Annotated in this window: 18 protein-coding genes and 1 tRNA gene; 8 read left to right on the top strand and 11 right to left on the bottom strand. The window is 62.9% G+C overall.

Annotated elements, in window-relative coordinates:
* Positions 1–92 precede the first annotated feature (92 nt).
* The gene (locus H7E91_RS09615; protein WP_182354878.1) at positions 93–1,241 is read right to left on the bottom strand and encodes a hypothetical protein; all 1,149 of its coding nucleotides are present in this window, start codon (positions 1,239–1,241) and stop codon (positions 93–95) included.
* Positions 1,242–1,301: 60 nt separating this feature from the next.
* Here H7E91_RS09615 and H7E91_RS09610 point away from each other — a divergent pair, with 60 nt between their 5' ends.
* The 4 genes from H7E91_RS09610 (at position 1,302) to H7E91_RS09595 (ending at position 5,724) form a co-directional block, all read left to right on the top strand.
* Positions 1,302–2,828, top strand: coding sequence for an ATP-binding protein (locus H7E91_RS09610; protein WP_182354877.1), 1,527 nt, complete (start codon positions 1,302–1,304; stop codon positions 2,826–2,828).
* Complete coding sequence (locus tag H7E91_RS09605; RefSeq protein WP_182354876.1) at positions 2,825–3,346, top strand: hypothetical protein; 522 nt, start codon at positions 2,825–2,827, stop codon at positions 3,344–3,346. The genes H7E91_RS09610 and H7E91_RS09605 overlap by 4 nt, the downstream gene beginning before the upstream one ends.
* On the top strand, positions 3,343–3,885 hold the full coding sequence (locus H7E91_RS09600) for a hypothetical protein (protein WP_182354875.1): 543 nt from the start codon (positions 3,343–3,345) through the stop codon (positions 3,883–3,885). The genes H7E91_RS09605 and H7E91_RS09600 overlap by 4 nt, the downstream gene beginning before the upstream one ends.
* Positions 3,886–3,951: 66 nt before the next feature.
* Positions 3,952–5,724, top strand: a complete 1,773-nt coding sequence (locus H7E91_RS09595; RefSeq protein ID WP_182354874.1) for a type IV secretory system conjugative DNA transfer family protein — start codon at positions 3,952–3,954, stop codon at positions 5,722–5,724.
* Here the strand turns inward: H7E91_RS09595 and H7E91_RS09590 are convergent.
* Positions 5,721–5,945, bottom strand: a complete 225-nt coding sequence (locus H7E91_RS09590) for a DUF2188 domain-containing protein (protein ID WP_059062908.1) — start codon at positions 5,943–5,945, stop codon at positions 5,721–5,723. The genes H7E91_RS09595 and H7E91_RS09590 overlap by 4 nt on opposite strands.
* A gap of 140 nt (positions 5,946–6,085) precedes the next feature.
* Here H7E91_RS09590 and H7E91_RS09585 point away from each other — a divergent pair, with 140 nt between their 5' ends.
* The 4 genes from H7E91_RS09585 (at position 6,086) to H7E91_RS09570 (ending at position 8,763) form a co-directional block, all read left to right on the top strand.
* On the top strand, positions 6,086–6,577 hold the full coding sequence (locus H7E91_RS09585; RefSeq protein ID WP_182354873.1) for a single-stranded DNA-binding protein: 492 nt from the start codon (positions 6,086–6,088) through the stop codon (positions 6,575–6,577).
* Between the two features lie 122 nt (positions 6,578–6,699).
* Positions 6,700–7,347 carry a hypothetical protein gene (locus H7E91_RS09580; RefSeq protein ID WP_182354872.1) on the top strand — a complete coding sequence of 216 codons (648 nt, stop codon included), beginning with the start codon at positions 6,700–6,702 and terminating at the stop codon, positions 7,345–7,347.
* Positions 7,344–7,553, top strand: a complete 210-nt coding sequence (locus H7E91_RS09575) for a helix-turn-helix transcriptional regulator (RefSeq protein ID WP_059062910.1) — start codon at positions 7,344–7,346, stop codon at positions 7,551–7,553. The genes H7E91_RS09580 and H7E91_RS09575 overlap by 4 nt, the downstream gene beginning before the upstream one ends.
* Positions 7,540–8,763, top strand: coding sequence for a tyrosine-type recombinase/integrase (locus H7E91_RS09570; protein WP_182354871.1), 1,224 nt, complete (start codon positions 7,540–7,542; stop codon positions 8,761–8,763). The genes H7E91_RS09575 and H7E91_RS09570 overlap by 14 nt, the downstream gene beginning before the upstream one ends.
* Before the next feature lie 191 nt (positions 8,764–8,954).
* Here the strand turns inward: H7E91_RS09570 and H7E91_RS09565 are convergent.
* The 9 genes from H7E91_RS09565 to H7E91_RS09525 form a co-directional block, all read right to left on the bottom strand.
* Positions 8,955–9,028: transfer RNA gene (locus tag H7E91_RS09565), tRNA-Pro, on the bottom strand.
* A gap of 166 nt (positions 9,029–9,194) precedes the next feature.
* Positions 9,195–9,959 carry an arginine deiminase family protein gene (locus tag H7E91_RS09560; protein WP_182354870.1) on the bottom strand — a complete coding sequence of 255 codons (765 nt, stop codon included), beginning with the start codon at positions 9,957–9,959 and terminating at the stop codon, positions 9,195–9,197.
* Between the two features lie 3 nt (positions 9,960–9,962).
* A complete protein-coding gene (gene der, locus H7E91_RS09555) occupies positions 9,963–11,399 on the bottom strand; it encodes a ribosome biogenesis GTPase Der (protein WP_182354869.1) in 1,437 nt (478 codons plus the stop codon).
* Positions 11,396–12,088, bottom strand: a complete 693-nt coding sequence (cmk, locus tag H7E91_RS09550) for a (d)CMP kinase (protein WP_182354868.1) — start codon at positions 12,086–12,088, stop codon at positions 11,396–11,398. The genes der and cmk overlap by 4 nt, the downstream gene beginning before the upstream one ends.
* A complete protein-coding gene (locus H7E91_RS09545) occupies positions 12,088–13,170 on the bottom strand; it encodes a prephenate dehydrogenase (protein WP_182354867.1) in 1,083 nt (360 codons plus the stop codon). The genes cmk and H7E91_RS09545 overlap by 1 nt, the downstream gene beginning before the upstream one ends.
* Positions 13,167–13,895 carry a pseudouridine synthase gene (locus tag H7E91_RS09540; RefSeq protein WP_182354866.1) on the bottom strand — a complete coding sequence of 243 codons (729 nt, stop codon included), beginning with the start codon at positions 13,893–13,895 and terminating at the stop codon, positions 13,167–13,169. Before H7E91_RS09540 ends, H7E91_RS09545 begins: the two co-directional genes overlap by 4 nt.
* A complete protein-coding gene (gene scpB, locus H7E91_RS09535; RefSeq protein ID WP_182354865.1) occupies positions 13,892–14,494 on the bottom strand; it encodes an SMC-Scp complex subunit ScpB in 603 nt (200 codons plus the stop codon). Before scpB ends, H7E91_RS09540 begins: the two co-directional genes overlap by 4 nt.
* Positions 14,491–15,279: a segregation/condensation protein A gene (locus H7E91_RS09530; RefSeq protein ID WP_182354864.1), complete on the bottom strand. Its 789-nt coding sequence runs from the start codon at positions 15,277–15,279 to the stop codon at positions 14,491–14,493. Before H7E91_RS09530 ends, scpB begins: the two co-directional genes overlap by 4 nt.
* Complete coding sequence (locus H7E91_RS09525) at positions 15,248–16,108, bottom strand: ParA family protein (RefSeq protein ID WP_422111041.1); 861 nt, start codon at positions 16,106–16,108, stop codon at positions 15,248–15,250. Before H7E91_RS09525 ends, H7E91_RS09530 begins: the two co-directional genes overlap by 32 nt.
* Positions 16,109–16,119: the final 11 nt, after the last annotated feature.

The raw sequence follows: 16,119 nt of genomic DNA, 5'->3' as shown, positions 1-16,119 counted from the left end.
TACGGTGTCAGCTCGTACCGATGCACGAACTCACGTATCTGCTCCGCCGTGAACCCCGGACTGATCGACATACCCGCCAACTCCCTCGCTGATCATGAATGACTCACAACCAGCCTGGCAAAGAGGGCAATCACCGCTTCTGAGGCTGGTATGCCTCCGTACTTGTGGGTGAATGTGAACGTTCCTTGTAGATTGTCGCGTTCGGACTTTGGGAGGTCGAAGAAAAGTGAGACGTCGATGCCGCCGTTGATAGTAGCGCGAAGGGTTGCTCCTCCGTACCCCTTGCCGAAGTGCGTTGTACGCCCCGCGTATGACCGGATAACCACGTCCTCGTCATCAACTACTTGGAACTCGACTGGCACATCATCGAGCAGTGGCTTTGATGGAGGAATCATCAGTCGAGCTGTATCTGAAGGCAGGGATAGTTGGGACCAGCTCGGCGCGTGGAACTTTACGTCTTTCAGATATTCAGAGGTCAGAGTAAGGGTCTCGTTGTCGCCATATCGGAGTACACGGTCGGCGCGGTCAGCAAGCTCCTCTTCATGAATCGGGATCTCGATCCGCAGGCTCTCGAGGCCTACTGGCTCTCGCTGCTGGGCAAGAGGATGCTTGGGCTCTAGAGTCTCGATGTACTGACCGTTGACGAGAGTGTGCCCGGCACGCCAGTTCGGACTTCTAGCATCTGCGAGTTCCTGGATATCTTCGATCGCCTTTTGGTACTCGTCTGCGCCGTCAAGAGCGTGTCGATCGAGGTGGATCTTCTTGAGAGCATCAATTAGCGGTTCTCTGGTTGCCCAGTGGAGAAGGTCCGGGAAGCGAGCCATTAGCTCATCAAGTCGTGCTCTCCCCATGATTGAGATGCGGAGCTTCGTCACCTTGTTGAGGCTGTGGATGTAATCTCGCTCGCCTACAGTCGGATTCCGAGGAATAATGAGGGTCCACTGCTTCGGGGAGAGCTTGACTGCTGCGGAGAATGATCGCTTAATCTGTGGTTTTCGAGAGCGTGCCCACCCTCCTGAGAATCCTTCTGGGAAAAACTTGAGCTGGTAAATATGCAAGAGCTTCGAGCCCTTGCGAACATCGATGTCAATGCCTCCATCGCCTCCGCGCCCGTCAATGACGTCGACCTGAAGCTCGGGGTCATCTGTGAGGTGCAGCCGAGTAATCAAAGGCTCGACAAAGCGGTCAAAGGTGGGTTGGTCCAACCTGTCCCACTGAACTTGACCATCGACTCCCGGCATGCTCTCCATTCTCCCATCTGCCTCTGACGTACCTGTCTTCAAGCAGATTGGAGAGGCACCATGATGGCACGTCAGAACACGCAGAAGAAGCTCTACTCCACCGTCCTGGTCGAAGACGGCACGGGCCGCAAACACCGCAAGGCACGCGAACGCGCGGCCCGCCAGGTCATCGCCCGCGATCATGCTGAGCAGCGTGCAACGGAGAAAGCGAAGCTTGCGGCGGAGCGTGAGGAGGCGCGCTCCACGAGCCATCTTCCCAGGAGCGGCGAGCCGGGGCCTGCGGGGTTGCGTTCGTATCGGCGGTTCCGGGTGCCTGCGCATCAGGACACGTCCGCTGCGTTGCAGGGTGCGTACCCGTTCCTGGCTGAAGGAGGGCTCGGGTCGCAGGGGGTGTTCGTCGGGCAAGACATGTACTCCGGCGGGTCGTTCGTGTATGACCCGTGGGTGCTCTATCAGCGGGGCATCATCACAGCCCCGAACCTTGTGCTCGCGGGCATCGTCGGTTCCGGGAAGTCATCGCTCGCGAAGAGCCTGTACACCAGGTCGATCCCCTTCGGCAGGCGCGTGTATGTCCCCGGCGATCCGAAAGGGGAACATACCGCGGTCGCTGAGGCTGTCGGTGGGAAGGCGATTGTTCTCGGGCATGGGTTGAAGAATCGTCTGAATCCGCTCGATGAGGGGTACCGTCCCGCAGGGCTTTCCGACAGTGAGTGGGCGTCCACGGTCGCGTCGCGTCGTCGGGATCTGATCGGTGCGCTGGCCGAGACCGTGTTGGAGCGGTCGTTGTCTCCGTTGGAGCACACGGTGATCGATATTGCGCTGCGGGCGGTGGTGTCGTCTGCGTCGGTTCCTATCCTCCCGATGGTTGTCGACCGTATCCTCCGCCCTGACAGCGGTGATGATGAGCGGCTCGCAGAAGACGGCCGCATGGTTGGGCATGCGTTGCGTCGCCTCGTCTCCGGTGATCTCGCTGGTCTCTTTGACGGGCCATCGACGGTGACGTTCGACCCGACGTTGCCGATGATCACCCTCGACTTGTCACGGGTGGTGGAGAACTCGACCCTGATCTCGGTGCTGATGACGTGCTCGTCGGCGTGGATGGAATCCGCGCTGCTTGATCCGAACGGCGGTCAGCGGTGGGTTGTCTATGACGAGGCATGGCGACTCATGTCACACCCTGCCCTGTTGAAGCGGATGGATGCGCATTGGCGGCTCGCCCGACATTACGGGATCGCGAATCTACTCATCTTCCACAAGCTCACCGACCTCGACAACGTCGGCGATCAGGGCTCTGCCATGCGATCCCTCGCCAACAGTCTGCTGGCGAACGCGGAATCACGGATCATCTACCGGCAAGAATCCGACCAGATCGGAACCACCGGCAAGACCCTCGGACTTACCGGCACTGAACAGAAACTTCTCCCGTCGCTTGGCACCGGACAGGGGCTCTGGCGGATCAAAGAATCCTCCTACGTCGTTCAGCACCAGCTACATCCCGAGGAACTCCGGGCCTTCGACACGACCCAGCGCATGACGCAGACCGCCAAATCTCGCCCGGGGACCGACAACGCGGAGACGTCGTCATGACGCCGGATGAGGACTTCGAGTCGCAGCAGAGTTCCCCGGAGGTGGTGGGCGCACCGGGGCGGCTCTCCGAAGAGGAGCTGTCGCGGAACATGATGGCGTTGCACGACGGAATGCACGCCCTCGGCAGCACCTACAACAAGCACGTGTTCCTGGCGTTCGAAGACCCACTCACGTTCGGTGCCGGACACTATGTGTTCTATCCGCTCGAGGGGCACGGGTCACGGTTCGCCGTCACGGAGCTCTACACGGGCACTGATTGGCAAGACGACGAACGCGTCCCGACCTCCTGGTCGTGGGAATCTGAAGTCCACGTGCCGAGCACGGATGGTTCGTATCCATGGGTGACCGTCGCTGAGGGTGAGATCGCCTCTGACAACTACGAGCAGCTTCTGCAGGTGACCGAGAACTGGGCGGAGACCACGTATCAGTTGGCTGAGCGGGCAGACGCCGTCACCCAGGACCCCGTCGATCGTGGAGATGCGGCACGGTCGGGGCCCGGTCGCACCTTCCTGGCATGAACCTTCGACGACGCCTTCGCGCACGCACACCCGACACCCCAGCCTCCACTGAGAGCGTTCCGCGGGTGGTGGTTCCTGCGGTGTTGCCACAGATCCTCCTCGAAGCCGTCTCCGACACGAGTCTCGTCGTCACCGTGAACGGCGACAGGCTCGCCGCGACCCCGATCACCCGCGACGAGATCACTGCGACGGTCACGGAGCTCGTCGCCCGGTTCGCATCACCGACACGGGTCGAAGTGCGAGAACTCGACGGCCGCGCGCACGCAGACATCCTCACCCCACCCGCACCGCGCTCACCGTTCGCGCCACCCGAACCTGCCGAAGCTCCGGTCGCGGTGCCGAGCCTGATGGAGTTCACCGCCGAGGGGTTTGTCCCTGGTGAAGACGTCGCGGTGGCGATCATCCTGCGGCACGCCTCCGCGGACCACACAGGGAAAGCCCGTGCCCTGATCGATCGGGGCGAGAAGCGTGCACTCGATGGCGAGGTCGTTTTGCTCGGCCGGATCTCAGGGACGACGTCGATACAGTCTGTCGACTGATCAGGCGCGCGCGTACCTGTTCTCCTGACCCCGCCCTGTGTGGTGGGGTCAGGAAGGCCATCTGCCATGTCTGGTCCTGTGCAGGCGAAACCCGCCAACGACCTTTTCATCAACCTTGCCCTCGGTGCGCTCGTCGCTGCGGCCGCGTTCACTGGGCTCCTGCGTATCGCAGGCTCGGTCACTGCGTTTCTGACCGGTCTGCCGGAGCCTGCTAGTGGGTTCACCACCGGGCTCGCCGTCCTCGCACACCCCACGGATCCTGGGGCGGCGCTCGAAGCTGAGGGGCTCAACCCGGTTCTCTACTGGCTCGTCGTGGTCGTGTTCCTTGGCGTGCTGGGTGCGGCAGGGCTCTTCGTTGCGCGGGCGATCTACCGCTCCCGGTCGAAAACAGATCCGCACCGGCTCGCGGGAACAGCAACCGCGGGGGAAGTCGCACAGGTCGCCTCCGCGAAAGCACTGGTGAAGAAAGCCGCCACACTGCGCCCGTCGCTCACCGAGAAGGCCAGGCCAGAGGAAGTCGGGTATCTGCTCGGGACGGCGAAAGGCGGGCAAGTGTGGGCGACGGTCGAGGACTCAATCCTTCTCATCGGCCCGCCCCGTTCAGGGAAGGGCCTGCATGTGGTGATCAACGCGGTCCTCGACGCCCCCGGTGCCGTCATCACCACCAGCACCCGTCCCGACAACCTCACCGCGACCCTGAAAGCCAGGGAGCGGAAAGGGCCGGTGGCAGTGTTCGACCCGCAACACCTCGCTCCCGGTCTGCCTGCGGGGATGCGGTGGTCGCCGGTGCGGGGCTGTCAGGATCCGTTGACGGCGATGATCCGAGCGAAGGGCCTTGCCACCGCGACGGGATTCGGTGGTGTCCAAGACGCGGGCTTCTGGGAAGGCAAAACCACCGCCGCAATCCAAGGCCTCCTCCACGCTGCGGCCCTCGACGGACGCGACGCGAAGACCCTGTACCAGTGGGCTCTCAACCCCACCCTTGCAGCAGACGCCGTCCGCATCCTCTCTTCGCATGCGGGCGCTGCGGAGGGGTGGGCGGACTCGCTGGATGCGATGGTGCAGGCAGACCCCCGCACCCGCGACTCGATCTGGCAAGGCGTGTCCCTCGCGTTCTCCGCCCTTGCTGACCCCCGAGTCCTCGACGCCGTCAGTCCTGCGCCGGGTGAAGAGTTCGACCCTGAGACGTTCCTTATCGGGGACGGGACGCTCTACCTTCTTGCTACCGGTGCTGGGGCGGGTGCGTCGTCTGCGCTGGTGGCGGCGTTCATCGAAGATCTCGTCGAGACCGCGAGGAAAATCGCTGCCCGTTCACCGGGCGCACGCATGGATCCACCGCTGCTGCTGGCTTTGGATGAGATTGGGAACCTTGCCCCGCTCCCATCACTGCCAACGTTGATGGCAGAAGGCGGCGGCACCGGCATCACCCCCCTGCCGGTACTGCAGTCACTCGCTCAAGCACGCGAGAGGTGGGGCGAGAACCAAGCGAACGCGATCTGGGATGCCTCGATCGTGAAGATCATCCTCGGCGGAGCCTCCAACAGTCGCGACCTCCAAGACCTCGCCACCCTCATCGGTGACCGCGACGAAACCACCGACTCCGTCACCACCGACGCGTACGGGGCACACTCCAGCCAGCGCTCGATCCGCCGGATCCCGATCCTCCCGCCCGACGTGCTGCGGACGCTGCCGTTCGGGACCGGTGTCGTGATGCTCCGCACCGCACGCCCCATCATCACCAAGCTGCGACCGTGGCCTGCACGACCTGACGCGACACGGCTCCGCACGGACCGCAGTGCGGTGGAACGGGCGCTTCGGAAGCTGGGTGACGCTGATTAGCCCCTGGGCGGATGCGGGTCGTTGCCGTAGGAATTCTTCTCCCCGATGGTGCCGTCCATCTTGCGGATTGTGTGTTCGACCCCGCGGTCCTGTGCCATCTGTCGCCCGACAGCCTGCTGCTCTGCTTTCGTACCGCCCGCGTGGGCTGCACGACTGCTGCCCTCCACCTTCGACTTCCATACGCCGTCTTCGTTATAGGTCGAGATGTCGCCTTTAGCCATGACTGCTCCTTTGCTCGTCATTTCGGGACCATTGCCCGTCTCCTGATTATCCCGGATGCAACTGACATTCGGGAGAACGTGCTCCGCACCTATCCAATGCCTCGACATACCGAAGCCAGAACCGATAGGAGTACCCGCTGATGACCATCCGCACCAAAGAGTCCCTCGCAGGGTTCGTCGCTACCGATCCGGAGCTGACGTTCACCAGCAACGGTGACGCCCGCGTCTACATGCGTGTCGGGCAGCCCCAGGCCCGCTTCAAACAGGACGGTACGTTCACGCAGCTCGACCCGGAATTCACCGACCTGGTGATGTTCCGGCGATCAGCCGAACTCGCGCACGAGCAATTCCGCAAGGGCGACAACTTCATCGCAGAAGGTGAGACCCGCACCTACACCGGCGACGACGGGGCCGAGCGGGAACAGTTCATCGCGTCCCGGATCGGGCACGACAACAACATCACCCGCTACACCGTTGACCGCGGCGCACCCGAACGCGAGACACCGCGACAGGAGGCCCCTGGCCGAGAGCAGGTGCAGCAGGTGCTCGCGCAGCGTGAAGCAGACCTGGATCCTGAACCTCCCGCCGCAAGCGGTGCGAGCTCGGTGAAGCGCGAGGCCGTCGCCCGCTAACAGGTGCGGCGATGCAAGCCGGGTGCGGCGGCCACCCTCACACCTCCGCCAGGTCGCCGCACCCACCCCTCTTCGTTCTCGCGTGCCGCAGCAGCGGCGCGTCTTTCACTCAGGAGTATGTGATGAACAGTGAGCAACCACCCCAAGGTGTGCCAGAGCCGGACGTCGATGGCACGGATTTCAGTGATCTCCCGCTCGGTGTGGAGGAGAAGACGCGCGAGTTCGCGAAGCAGGCCTACGTCAGCGACCTCGCGGCAGCGCTTGGGCAGGTGCCACGCCCGATCAACTGGCGCACCCTCCCACCCGGCGACCTCGAACACGAACTCCTTGAACTCAACGGATGGGTCAACTGGCTCCGCCACACCTACGGCCTCCCCGCACAAGTGATCCCTCCGATGTGGCACCGCCACACCGAACTCTTGTGGGAGTTGTCAGCGCTCAGGCAACACTGGCTGTTCTGCTTCGACCCACAAGCCAAAGGCAACCAGGCCCTCGCCTGGCACCACGACTTCGCTATCGCCCGCGAACGTCTCCGCGACTGGGTCACGATCTCCGGGACACGCCTGGACCGTGACCGTCCTACCCGCATCACCGTGTGGCCGGGAGGCGAATCAGAAGGCTGGACCGAACCCTCCACGGCAGAGGTGCCGGTGACTGAGCGGACGAAGGATTTCCTGGCGTTCGTCGAAGAACAAGTTAAAGCGAGGACTGCGGAACAGGACGCGACGATCCGGGAGATCGTGAACATCGATTGGAGCGAACAGTCATGACCGAGCAAACCAGCGACGTCCTTGTTTCACCGCTGCGGGACAGCAGGGAGATCGCGGCGTTCCTGCGGGTATCGGAATCGACGCTGTCGAGGTGGCGGGCAGAGAAGAAGGGGCCGCCGTTCATCCGGATCGGCGGTGTGACGAGGTACCGCATCGAACAGGTCGAACAATGGCTCACCTCCCTCGATACCGATGAGCACGCCTGAACCCACCGCGCCACTCCCGGTGCCACCGATCGGGGTGAAAGTCACCACCGATCTTGAACACCGCGCCTCCGGGATCCGCGCCCGCGCTCGCTGGATCGACCCACACACCCGCAAACGCGTCACCCGCGCACTCATCGTCCCCGACGAGGAAGCAGCGGACGAGTTCTTCCAGTACCTGCAAGCCTCCGCCGAGCTCGGCATCGACAAACGCATCCTGCTCTCCGACTACGTCGAGATGATCGGAGACCGGTGGCAGCGTGGCCTTGATCCCACCTCCACCGTCGACGGCTACAAGCTCGGTCTCCGCCTCCGCGTGCTCCCCGCGCTGGGACATTTGCCGTTGTCGCAGATCACGGCTGGGATGATCGATCGCACCATCGATCAATGGGAGACCCAGCACTCCGCGTCAACGATCAAGAACACCATCGCGCCCCTCGTCCGCGTTCTCGATGAAGCCGTCCGCGATGACCTCCTGCCCAGCAATCCCGCACGCAACCGATCTCGGCGTTCTCTCGGGAAATCGGCCCTCAACCTCAAAGAGAACGACCTCTCGCCACGCGTGCACGCGCTCAAAGGCCTCGCGACCCTCACGACGTTGGCCGATCGGTGTGGGGAGGTGCATCAGAGCTATTCCGATTTCGTGATGCTCGGCGCTCTCCTCGCCGCGCGAGGCTCCGAGATCTCAGGCCTCCAAGTCGGCGACATTGACTGGGATCAACGCATCGTCACGATCCGCCGCCAAACTTACCCCGGCGCAGGCGGCCTCGTCACCAAACAAACCAAGGGCCGCGACATCCGCCACGTCCCCATCCTGCAAGCCCTCACCCCCGTGCTGGAACGCCTCACCCACGACCGCGAACCCGACGAGCGGCTACTGACTGGCCCTCGCGGTGGCGTGCTCACCACAGCATCGGTACGGGATGCGACGAAGTGGGACCAGCTCGTCACCGAGCTCGAGCTACCGAGCCTCACCCGGCACGGGCTCCGCCACACGGGGGCGACTTGGCTCGCTGACGCAGGCATCCCGCTCCATGTCCTTCAAGGCATCCTCGGTCACAAATCGATCGAGACGACCCGCGGGTACCTCCACCCCGACACCAGGCACCTCACCGACGCTGCCGCACGCGCCAACGCGTTCCTCGACGGACACGAGAACCCCGACCGCGACAGCCCCGCTACGTCCAGTCGAGCGACGGCACCTCGGCGATGACAAGGCTGCCGATCGCGGCCCAGAATGGGCTCCAGGTCCCGGCCAGGTCCCGGCTCGTCGCAACGGCCGCAATCGACGCGTCCCGGAAGGCGTCAGCACCCGCGGTCGGATGCTTCCATAAACCCCTCCGAAAAGGACAGGAGAAACGACGAAGCCCAGGTGAGAAATATGCTCTCACCTGGGCTTTTCTGTCGGGATGACAGGATTTGAACCTGCGACCCCTTGACCCCCAGTCAAGTGCGCTACCAAGCTGCGCCACATCCCGTTGTTCTATTTTCGAGCCGTACCGAGTCGTTACCGCACTTGACCCCCAGTCAAGTGCGCTACCAAACTGCGCCACAGCCCGTTCGCTTTCGCGACTTCTCAAGATTAGCCCACGGCGGCGCGGATTCTCCAATCCGATTCGCCATCGAAATCGTGGTTGTCGACACTCATTCGCGAATCCTGATCGACAGGCAGGTCACGCAACCTTCCGTCTTCTCGAATTCCGTCATCGGTGTCGTCATGACGTCGAAGCCTTCGGCTTTGAGCATTGCCTCGGTCTTCGGGGCAGAGGATGACATGAGAACCTTGTTGTCCCCGAGGAGGACAACCTGGGAGCCTTCAAACTCCGGCGCGACGCGATATCCCGGGAAGTACGACTCCGGCGGGGCGTAATCCGGGTGGGCGAGGAAGCTACCGTCGGGCAGGGCCGTTATCGCGGACTTGAGGTGCAGCGCATGTTGAACAGGAACAGGAATGATCGTCGGCGCATAGCCCGCCAGAGCCTTGCCTAGCCACGTAGCGCCATCCGTGTCCGATCGGGTCGACAGACCGACCCAGATCGTGTCGCCAAACTTCAGGACATCACCGCCCTCGAGGTAGGCCCAGTCGGCCAGCCCCTTCATGTCCATCCCCATATGCGTGAGTGTGTCGGCAACCGCCGATTGCTCCGGCTGGCGGGACGGGTAGCGCAGACGTGTCATGACGGCCGTGTTCCCGTAGACGACGGCCGTGTCTTCGATGTAGACAGAATCGGCGTATTGCGGGGCAGGCTCTACTTCGATGACCTCGGCGTGGTCCCGGAGAATGTCGCAGTAGTCCTCCCACTGCGCGAGGGCAAGAACAGGGTCGGTTTCCTGCCGAGTTAGGTGGGTGAGGAGCCCGTTCTGGTGGTTGGGAGATGGGCGGCGCACGAGCGCTTTCGTCAGCCTCACCGGCTAGCTCCGCTTCCGTCGTTCACGCACTCGGACAGAGATCTCAATCGGGGTACCCGCGAAGTCAAATGATTCGCGTAGCCGGTTTTCAATGAAGCGGCGGTAGCCGTGGTCGAGAAAACCGGTCGTGAAGATGACGAACCTCGGCGGGCAGTTGGACGGCTGTGTCGCAAACAAGATACGCGGCTGCCTGCCTCCACGCACGGGATGAGGGTGGGCGGACGCCAACTCGCCGAGAAAGCTGTTGAGCTTCGCAGTGCTGATGCGGCGATGCCAGTTCTCATACGCGGCGTTCAACGCCTTCGTTAGCCGGTTCGTGTGCCAGCCCGTGAGCGCTGATAGGTTGACACGCTGAGCCCAGCTCAGCTGAACAAGCTCACGGTCAAGCTCACGATTGAACTCTTCTTGGCGGTCAACGTCGACGAGGTCCCACTTGTTCGCGATGATAACGAGCGCGCGGCCAGCGTCGACGACCTGCTGGATAACACGAACATCCTGCTCCGTGAGCGGCTCTGATGCATCCAACAAGACGAGACCGATATCGGCCTTTTCGATGGCGTTCTGGGTCCGTAACGATGCATAGAAGTCAGCTCCGGAGGTCTGGTGGACGCGGCGGCGGATGCCGGCGGTATCGACAAATGTCCACGCCTCACCATCGAGCTCGATCCGCTCATCGACCGGGTCACGCGTTGTTCCCGCGACTTCGTTGACGACGACACGCTCTTCGCCTGCCAGCCGATTGAGGAGGGAGGACTTGCCAACGTTTGGGCGGCCGACGAGTGCAACCCGCCGGGCACCGCGATCAATGTGCGGGCCACCCGTCTGGGACCGGTCCGGCAGAACCTCCATGACCCGGTCAAGGAGGTCTCCGGACGCGCGGCCGTGAAGAGCCGAGACAGGGTAAGGCTCACCGAGTCCAAGTGCCCACAGGTAGGCGGCGTCCGCCTCCTGCAACTGCGAGTCAACTTTGTTAGCAGCGAGAATGACGGGCTTGCCCGAGGCCCGCAGAAGCCGGACGACCTCTTCATCGGTCGACGTTGCGCCGACCGTGGCGTCGACGACGAACATCACGGCGTCGGCCTGCTCAATCGCGACCTCAGCCTGCTGGGCGACTGACAGGTCGAGCCCATCAACCTTGACCTCCCATCCGCCCGTGTCAACGACGATGAAGTCCCGCCCATTCCAGGACGCCTCGTAACGCACCCGATCACGGGTGACACCTGGAGTGTCTTGCACGACCGCGACGCGCTTCCCGAGGATGCGATTGATGAGTGTCGACTTGCCGACGTTCGGGCGGCCGATGACCGCCAGGACAGGCGGTGTGGGGCGCTCAACCGGGGCGGCACTGTCGCCGCGCCACTCAAGTTCAGCGAGGTCCTCCTCGGTGAGGTCGTACTGTTCCAGTGCGCTACGCAGCGCCTCTGTCTGGTCGTCGGTCATGTGACCCTCCTGACGAGGTTCTCAATGGTGTCAACAACGTCGGCGATCGACATCGACGAGGAGTCGATGGTGACAACGCCATCAGCTGCCGTTAAGAACGCGGTGACGGCAGAATCCTGCCTGTCTCGTTCGGACACGATACCGCGGGTCTGCTCGATCGTCTTCGCGTCGACGGTACCCGCGAACTCTTTCGCACGGCGCTCAAGCCGTGCCTCCTCGGAGGCGGTGAGAAGCACCCGAACGTGAGCGTTTGGATGAACGACGGTTGTGATGTCACGTCCCTCGGCGACGATGCCGCGGCCCGATGAATACGAGTCCGGCTTGGTTTCGGCTGTGATGATGTCGCGCTGCATGCGAATGAGGATGTCCCGCACCGGGAAGTATGACGACACTGCGGACACAACCCGAGAGAGCTCCGGCGTGCGGATGGCGTCGGTGATGTCACGGCCAGCGCACAGGATGACCTGATCATCGGGATCGACTGGCACGGTCAGTTCCATCGCCTTCACAGCGGCGATGACTGCCTCCTCATCGTCCGGGTCGACGCCCTGGTCGAGCACCCACCATGTCGCAGCCCGGTACATGGCGCCTGTGTCGAGGTAGGCGAGTCCGTTTCTGCGAGCTACCTCTTTTGACACAGTGGACTTGCCGGAACCGGACGGCCCGTCGACGGCAATCGTTATAGCCATCAGTTTTCCTCCATTTCAACCGAGGCGACTGTCCAGCCTCGCTCCTCGAGGCCGTCAGCCAGAGGCTTCGCCTGGGACGGGTTGACGCTGAGCGCGGCCCGCCCCACGGGCTGCGCTGCCGAATGTTCAAGCGTGAGGTCTTCGATGTTGACCCCGATCTGCCCAGTCTCAGTGAAAAGCCTGCCGAGCTCGCCGGGCTTATCGGGCACAAGCACGTAGACCGTGGCATAGCGAACAGGCGCCCCGCCATGCTTGCCAGGAATCCGCGACACACCAATATTGCCGTCACTGATGACCCGTGCAACGCTCGCGACACCGGTGTGCGTGTTCTGCTCCGCCATCGTCTTGACACCGTCAATGAGGGAATCGAGTCGGGAACGAATACTGCAGAGAATGTCTGCGACAAAAGCCGGATTACCCGCGATGATCGTCGCCCACAATTTGGGATCGGAACTAGCGATACGGGTGACATCCCGCAGGCCCTGGCCCGCCAGATCGAGGCTGGACGGCGGGGCATCGACGAGGGTTGCCGCGACGAGGGACGACATGAGCTGGGGAACATGGGAGACGCGGGCGACCGCGCTGTCATGGGCAGCGGCTCCCATCTCCATCGGAAATGCGCCCACCTCCATTGCAATCCTCTTGACCATGTCAATCGCATCCGGCCGTGAGGTCTCGTGCGGGACGACAACCCAGGGGCGACCGATGAAGAGATCCCCATCGGCAGCGATCGCCCCCGACCGCTCCCTGCCTGCCATCGGATGAGAGCCAACGTAGCGCTCGCGGCCCCCCGTCACCTCCGCGAGGACGATCTCCTTGACGGACGCGACGTCAGTGACAATCGCATGCGGGAAAGCCACGAGGGCGCTGTTCACTGTTGTTGCGGCCACGTCGGGCGGGGTAGCGACAATGACAAGATCGGGGGCAGGCGAATCGGTGCTGGCCTGCAGGCCCGCGCCGAGGTCCTGTGCCAGCGCCGCCGTCATCGGCGACGCATCCTCAAGCTGAATCTCGTGACGCCCCGACAGGGCAAGGCCGAGGGACGTCCCCAGCAGACCCGTGCCGATGATGCGGACGATCACAGGTCGACCGACTTCATGAGCGCGCCGAGCTCGCTTCCGCCGATGATGCGGGAGCGGCCGGGCTTGAGCCTCCCGAGCGTGATCGTGCCAAACGAGGTCCTCACAAGACGGGTGACGGGGAACCCTGCTGCATCGAGCATCCGGCGAACGACACGGTTCGCACCCGAGTGGAGGGTGATCTCGACGATCGAATTGGGAAGGCCCATTTCGATGATTTTCACGTGATCGGCCTTGACGAGGCCCTCCTCGAGGTTGACGCCATTCTCGAGAATGCGCTGCAAGCTTCGGTTGACCTGGCCCTCGACTGTTGCGACATAGGTCTTCGGCACCTCGAAGGACGGGTGGGTGAGGCGGTGAGTGAGCTCGCCATCGTTGGACAGAAGAATCAGACCCTCTGTGTCCTGGTCGAGCCGACCAACGTGGTAGAGACGCTCCGTGCGATCCTCAACGAACTGCGCAAGCGAGGACCTGCCCATGTCGTCCTCCATCGTCGACACAACGCCAGCTGGCTTGTGTAGCGCGATCGTCACCTTCGACTCATCGAAGATGATGCGCTCCCCGTCGACCCTGATGATCTGGCCGGGCAGAACGCGCGTGCCGAGCCTCGTGACAGTCGCTCCATCGACAGACACGCGGCCCTGTTCGATGATGTCCTCGCAGGCGCGACGGGAGCCCACGCCGGCATGTGCCATAACCTTCTGTAGCCGCTCGCCCTGTTCGCTCATCGTCGATCCTTCTCCATCTCGTCAAGCTCTTCGAGCTCTGGCAGGTGCGGGGCCGTCGGCGGAAGCTCCGCAAGCGACGTCATCCCCATTTTTTCAAGAAAATATCCAGTAGTACCATACAGGACCGCACCACTAGCCTCCTGACCGGTCGGCTCGATAAGCCCGCGAGTTGTCAAGGTTCTCACGACCCCGTCGACGTTGACACCGCGGATCTCCGCGATCTGGGAGCGAGTGACGGGCTGTCGGTAGGCGATGACAGCAAGCGTCTCGAGCGCGGGGCCCGACAGCCGTGCCGTCTGGCCCGAGGTGATGAACGCCCCAACCTCATCCGCAAACCGCGGTGACGAGAAGATCCGCCATCCCGCCCCCACCTCGCGTAGCTCAAAACCGCGCCTCGTCCCCGTCTCACCGCGATAGTCGGCAGCAAGGGCGCGCAGCCGCTGCTCAATCACCGATTCCGCAACGCCAAGGACCTGCGAGAGGTGCCGAGTGGAGACCGGCTCAGCCACAACCATGAGGATCGCCTCGAGAACCTCCCGGAGGTCAGCAGTGTCCACTGACCCGGCCTCTCGTTCGCTGCCGGTGCTCCCAGTTCTCATGCCGTCCACTGAACCTCCAGCTCTGCAAGTGCGCCATCCTGAAGGACTGTCACCGAGTTGTCCTTGAGGAGATCGAGCACGGCGAGGAAACGCGCGACGACGGTCGCGATCGTCGGAGCATCCTCGCACAGCTCCCGAAAGGAAACGACTCGTCCACCAGCAAGTTTGACTTTGAGAACATCGACTTGGGAATCGACTGAGACGAGGGGTGCATGGAGGTGGTCAAGCTCGATCTCCGGCGCCGACATGTCCCGTTCGAGAGCCTGGCGCGCAAGCTCGGCAAAACCGTCGAGAGAGATCCGAAGATCAACCTCTGGCATGAGGGCTGCGAACTCTTCCTCAAGCGGCACATCACGCGCCATGGCACGTGCATTCTCCGCGAGCGTGCGCGTGATCATGACAGCGAGATCCTTGTACGCCTTGTATTGCAAGAGCTTCGCAAAAAGCAGGTCCCGCGCCTCCAGAAGCTCGAGATCCTCGTCATCATCATCGGCGGTTGGCAGGAGTCGGGCCGCCTTGAGAGCGAGAAGGGTCGAGGCGACAACAAGGAACTCGCTGGCCTGGGACAGGTCCATCTCCGCACGCGCTCGAGCATGTGCGAGGAACTCGTCAGTCACCTCGGCGAGCGCGATGTCTGTGATGTCGAGCCGCCTCTTCGCAATAAGAGAGAGGAGAACGTCGAAGGGACCGGAAAAAACATCGAGGCTGACATCGAAGCCGAGCGCTCCCTCGGTCTCGAAAAGGGTGTCCTGCTTACGCACTGTGGCCGCGGGCGATGACTTCACGGGCCAGCCGGCGGTAGGCGTGTGCACCCGCATGGGTTGGCGCATACGTCGTGATCGGCTCAGCGGCAATCGTCGCGTCCGGGAATTTGACGGTGCGAGCGATCTTCGTCGTAAACACCCTGTCCCCAAATCCTTCCTCGACAGAGGCGATGACCTCGCGGGAGTGAAGGGTTCGCAGGTCAACCATCGTGAGGAGAACGCCGTCCAGGCGTAGCTTCGGGTTGAGACGCTCGGTCACACGGTCGATCTGTTCGATAAGAAGGGCAACCCCCCTCATCGCGAAATACTCGGCCTCGAGCGGGATCATGACGCCGTGGGCTGCGGTCAGCGCGTTGACGGTGAGCAGGCCAAGGGAGGGCTGACAGTCGATAATGATGACGTCATAGTCATCGGTCACAGGACGGAGCACTCGAGCGAGCGTCTGCTCCCGACCAACCTCGGATACGAGCTGGATCTCTGCCGCCGAGAGGTCGATATTTGCGGGAACAACGTCAAGGCCCTCAACCGACGTCTCATGGATGATGTCGCGGATGTTGGGCTTTGCGGCGAGAAGCTCGGTGTAGATCGTGCGGTCGAGGCCGCGCGCGTTAATGCCAAGACCAGCCGAGGCTGCGCCTTGCGGGTCGAAGTCGATGACGAGAACCTTTCGCCCATACTCAGCAAGAGCGGCAGCCAGGTTGATGGATGTCGTCGTCTTGCCGACGCCACCCTTCTGATTGCACATGGCGATGATGCGGGCAGGACCATGCCCATCAAGATCCGGCGGGTACGGGTAGTCGTCGCCGGTCGGGTCGCTGATGAGCGGGGGCTGCTTCGGGTTGTCGGTCACGCTTCAACAAT

Origin of the sequence: Flaviflexus huanghaiensis (assembly GCF_014118685.1) — a bacterium.
Taxonomy (GTDB): domain Bacteria; phylum Actinomycetota; class Actinomycetes; order Actinomycetales; family Actinomycetaceae; genus Flaviflexus; species Flaviflexus huanghaiensis.
The sequence above is the reverse complement of the archived record's forward strand: the minus strand, read 5'-3'. Positions and strand labels throughout refer to the sequence as shown.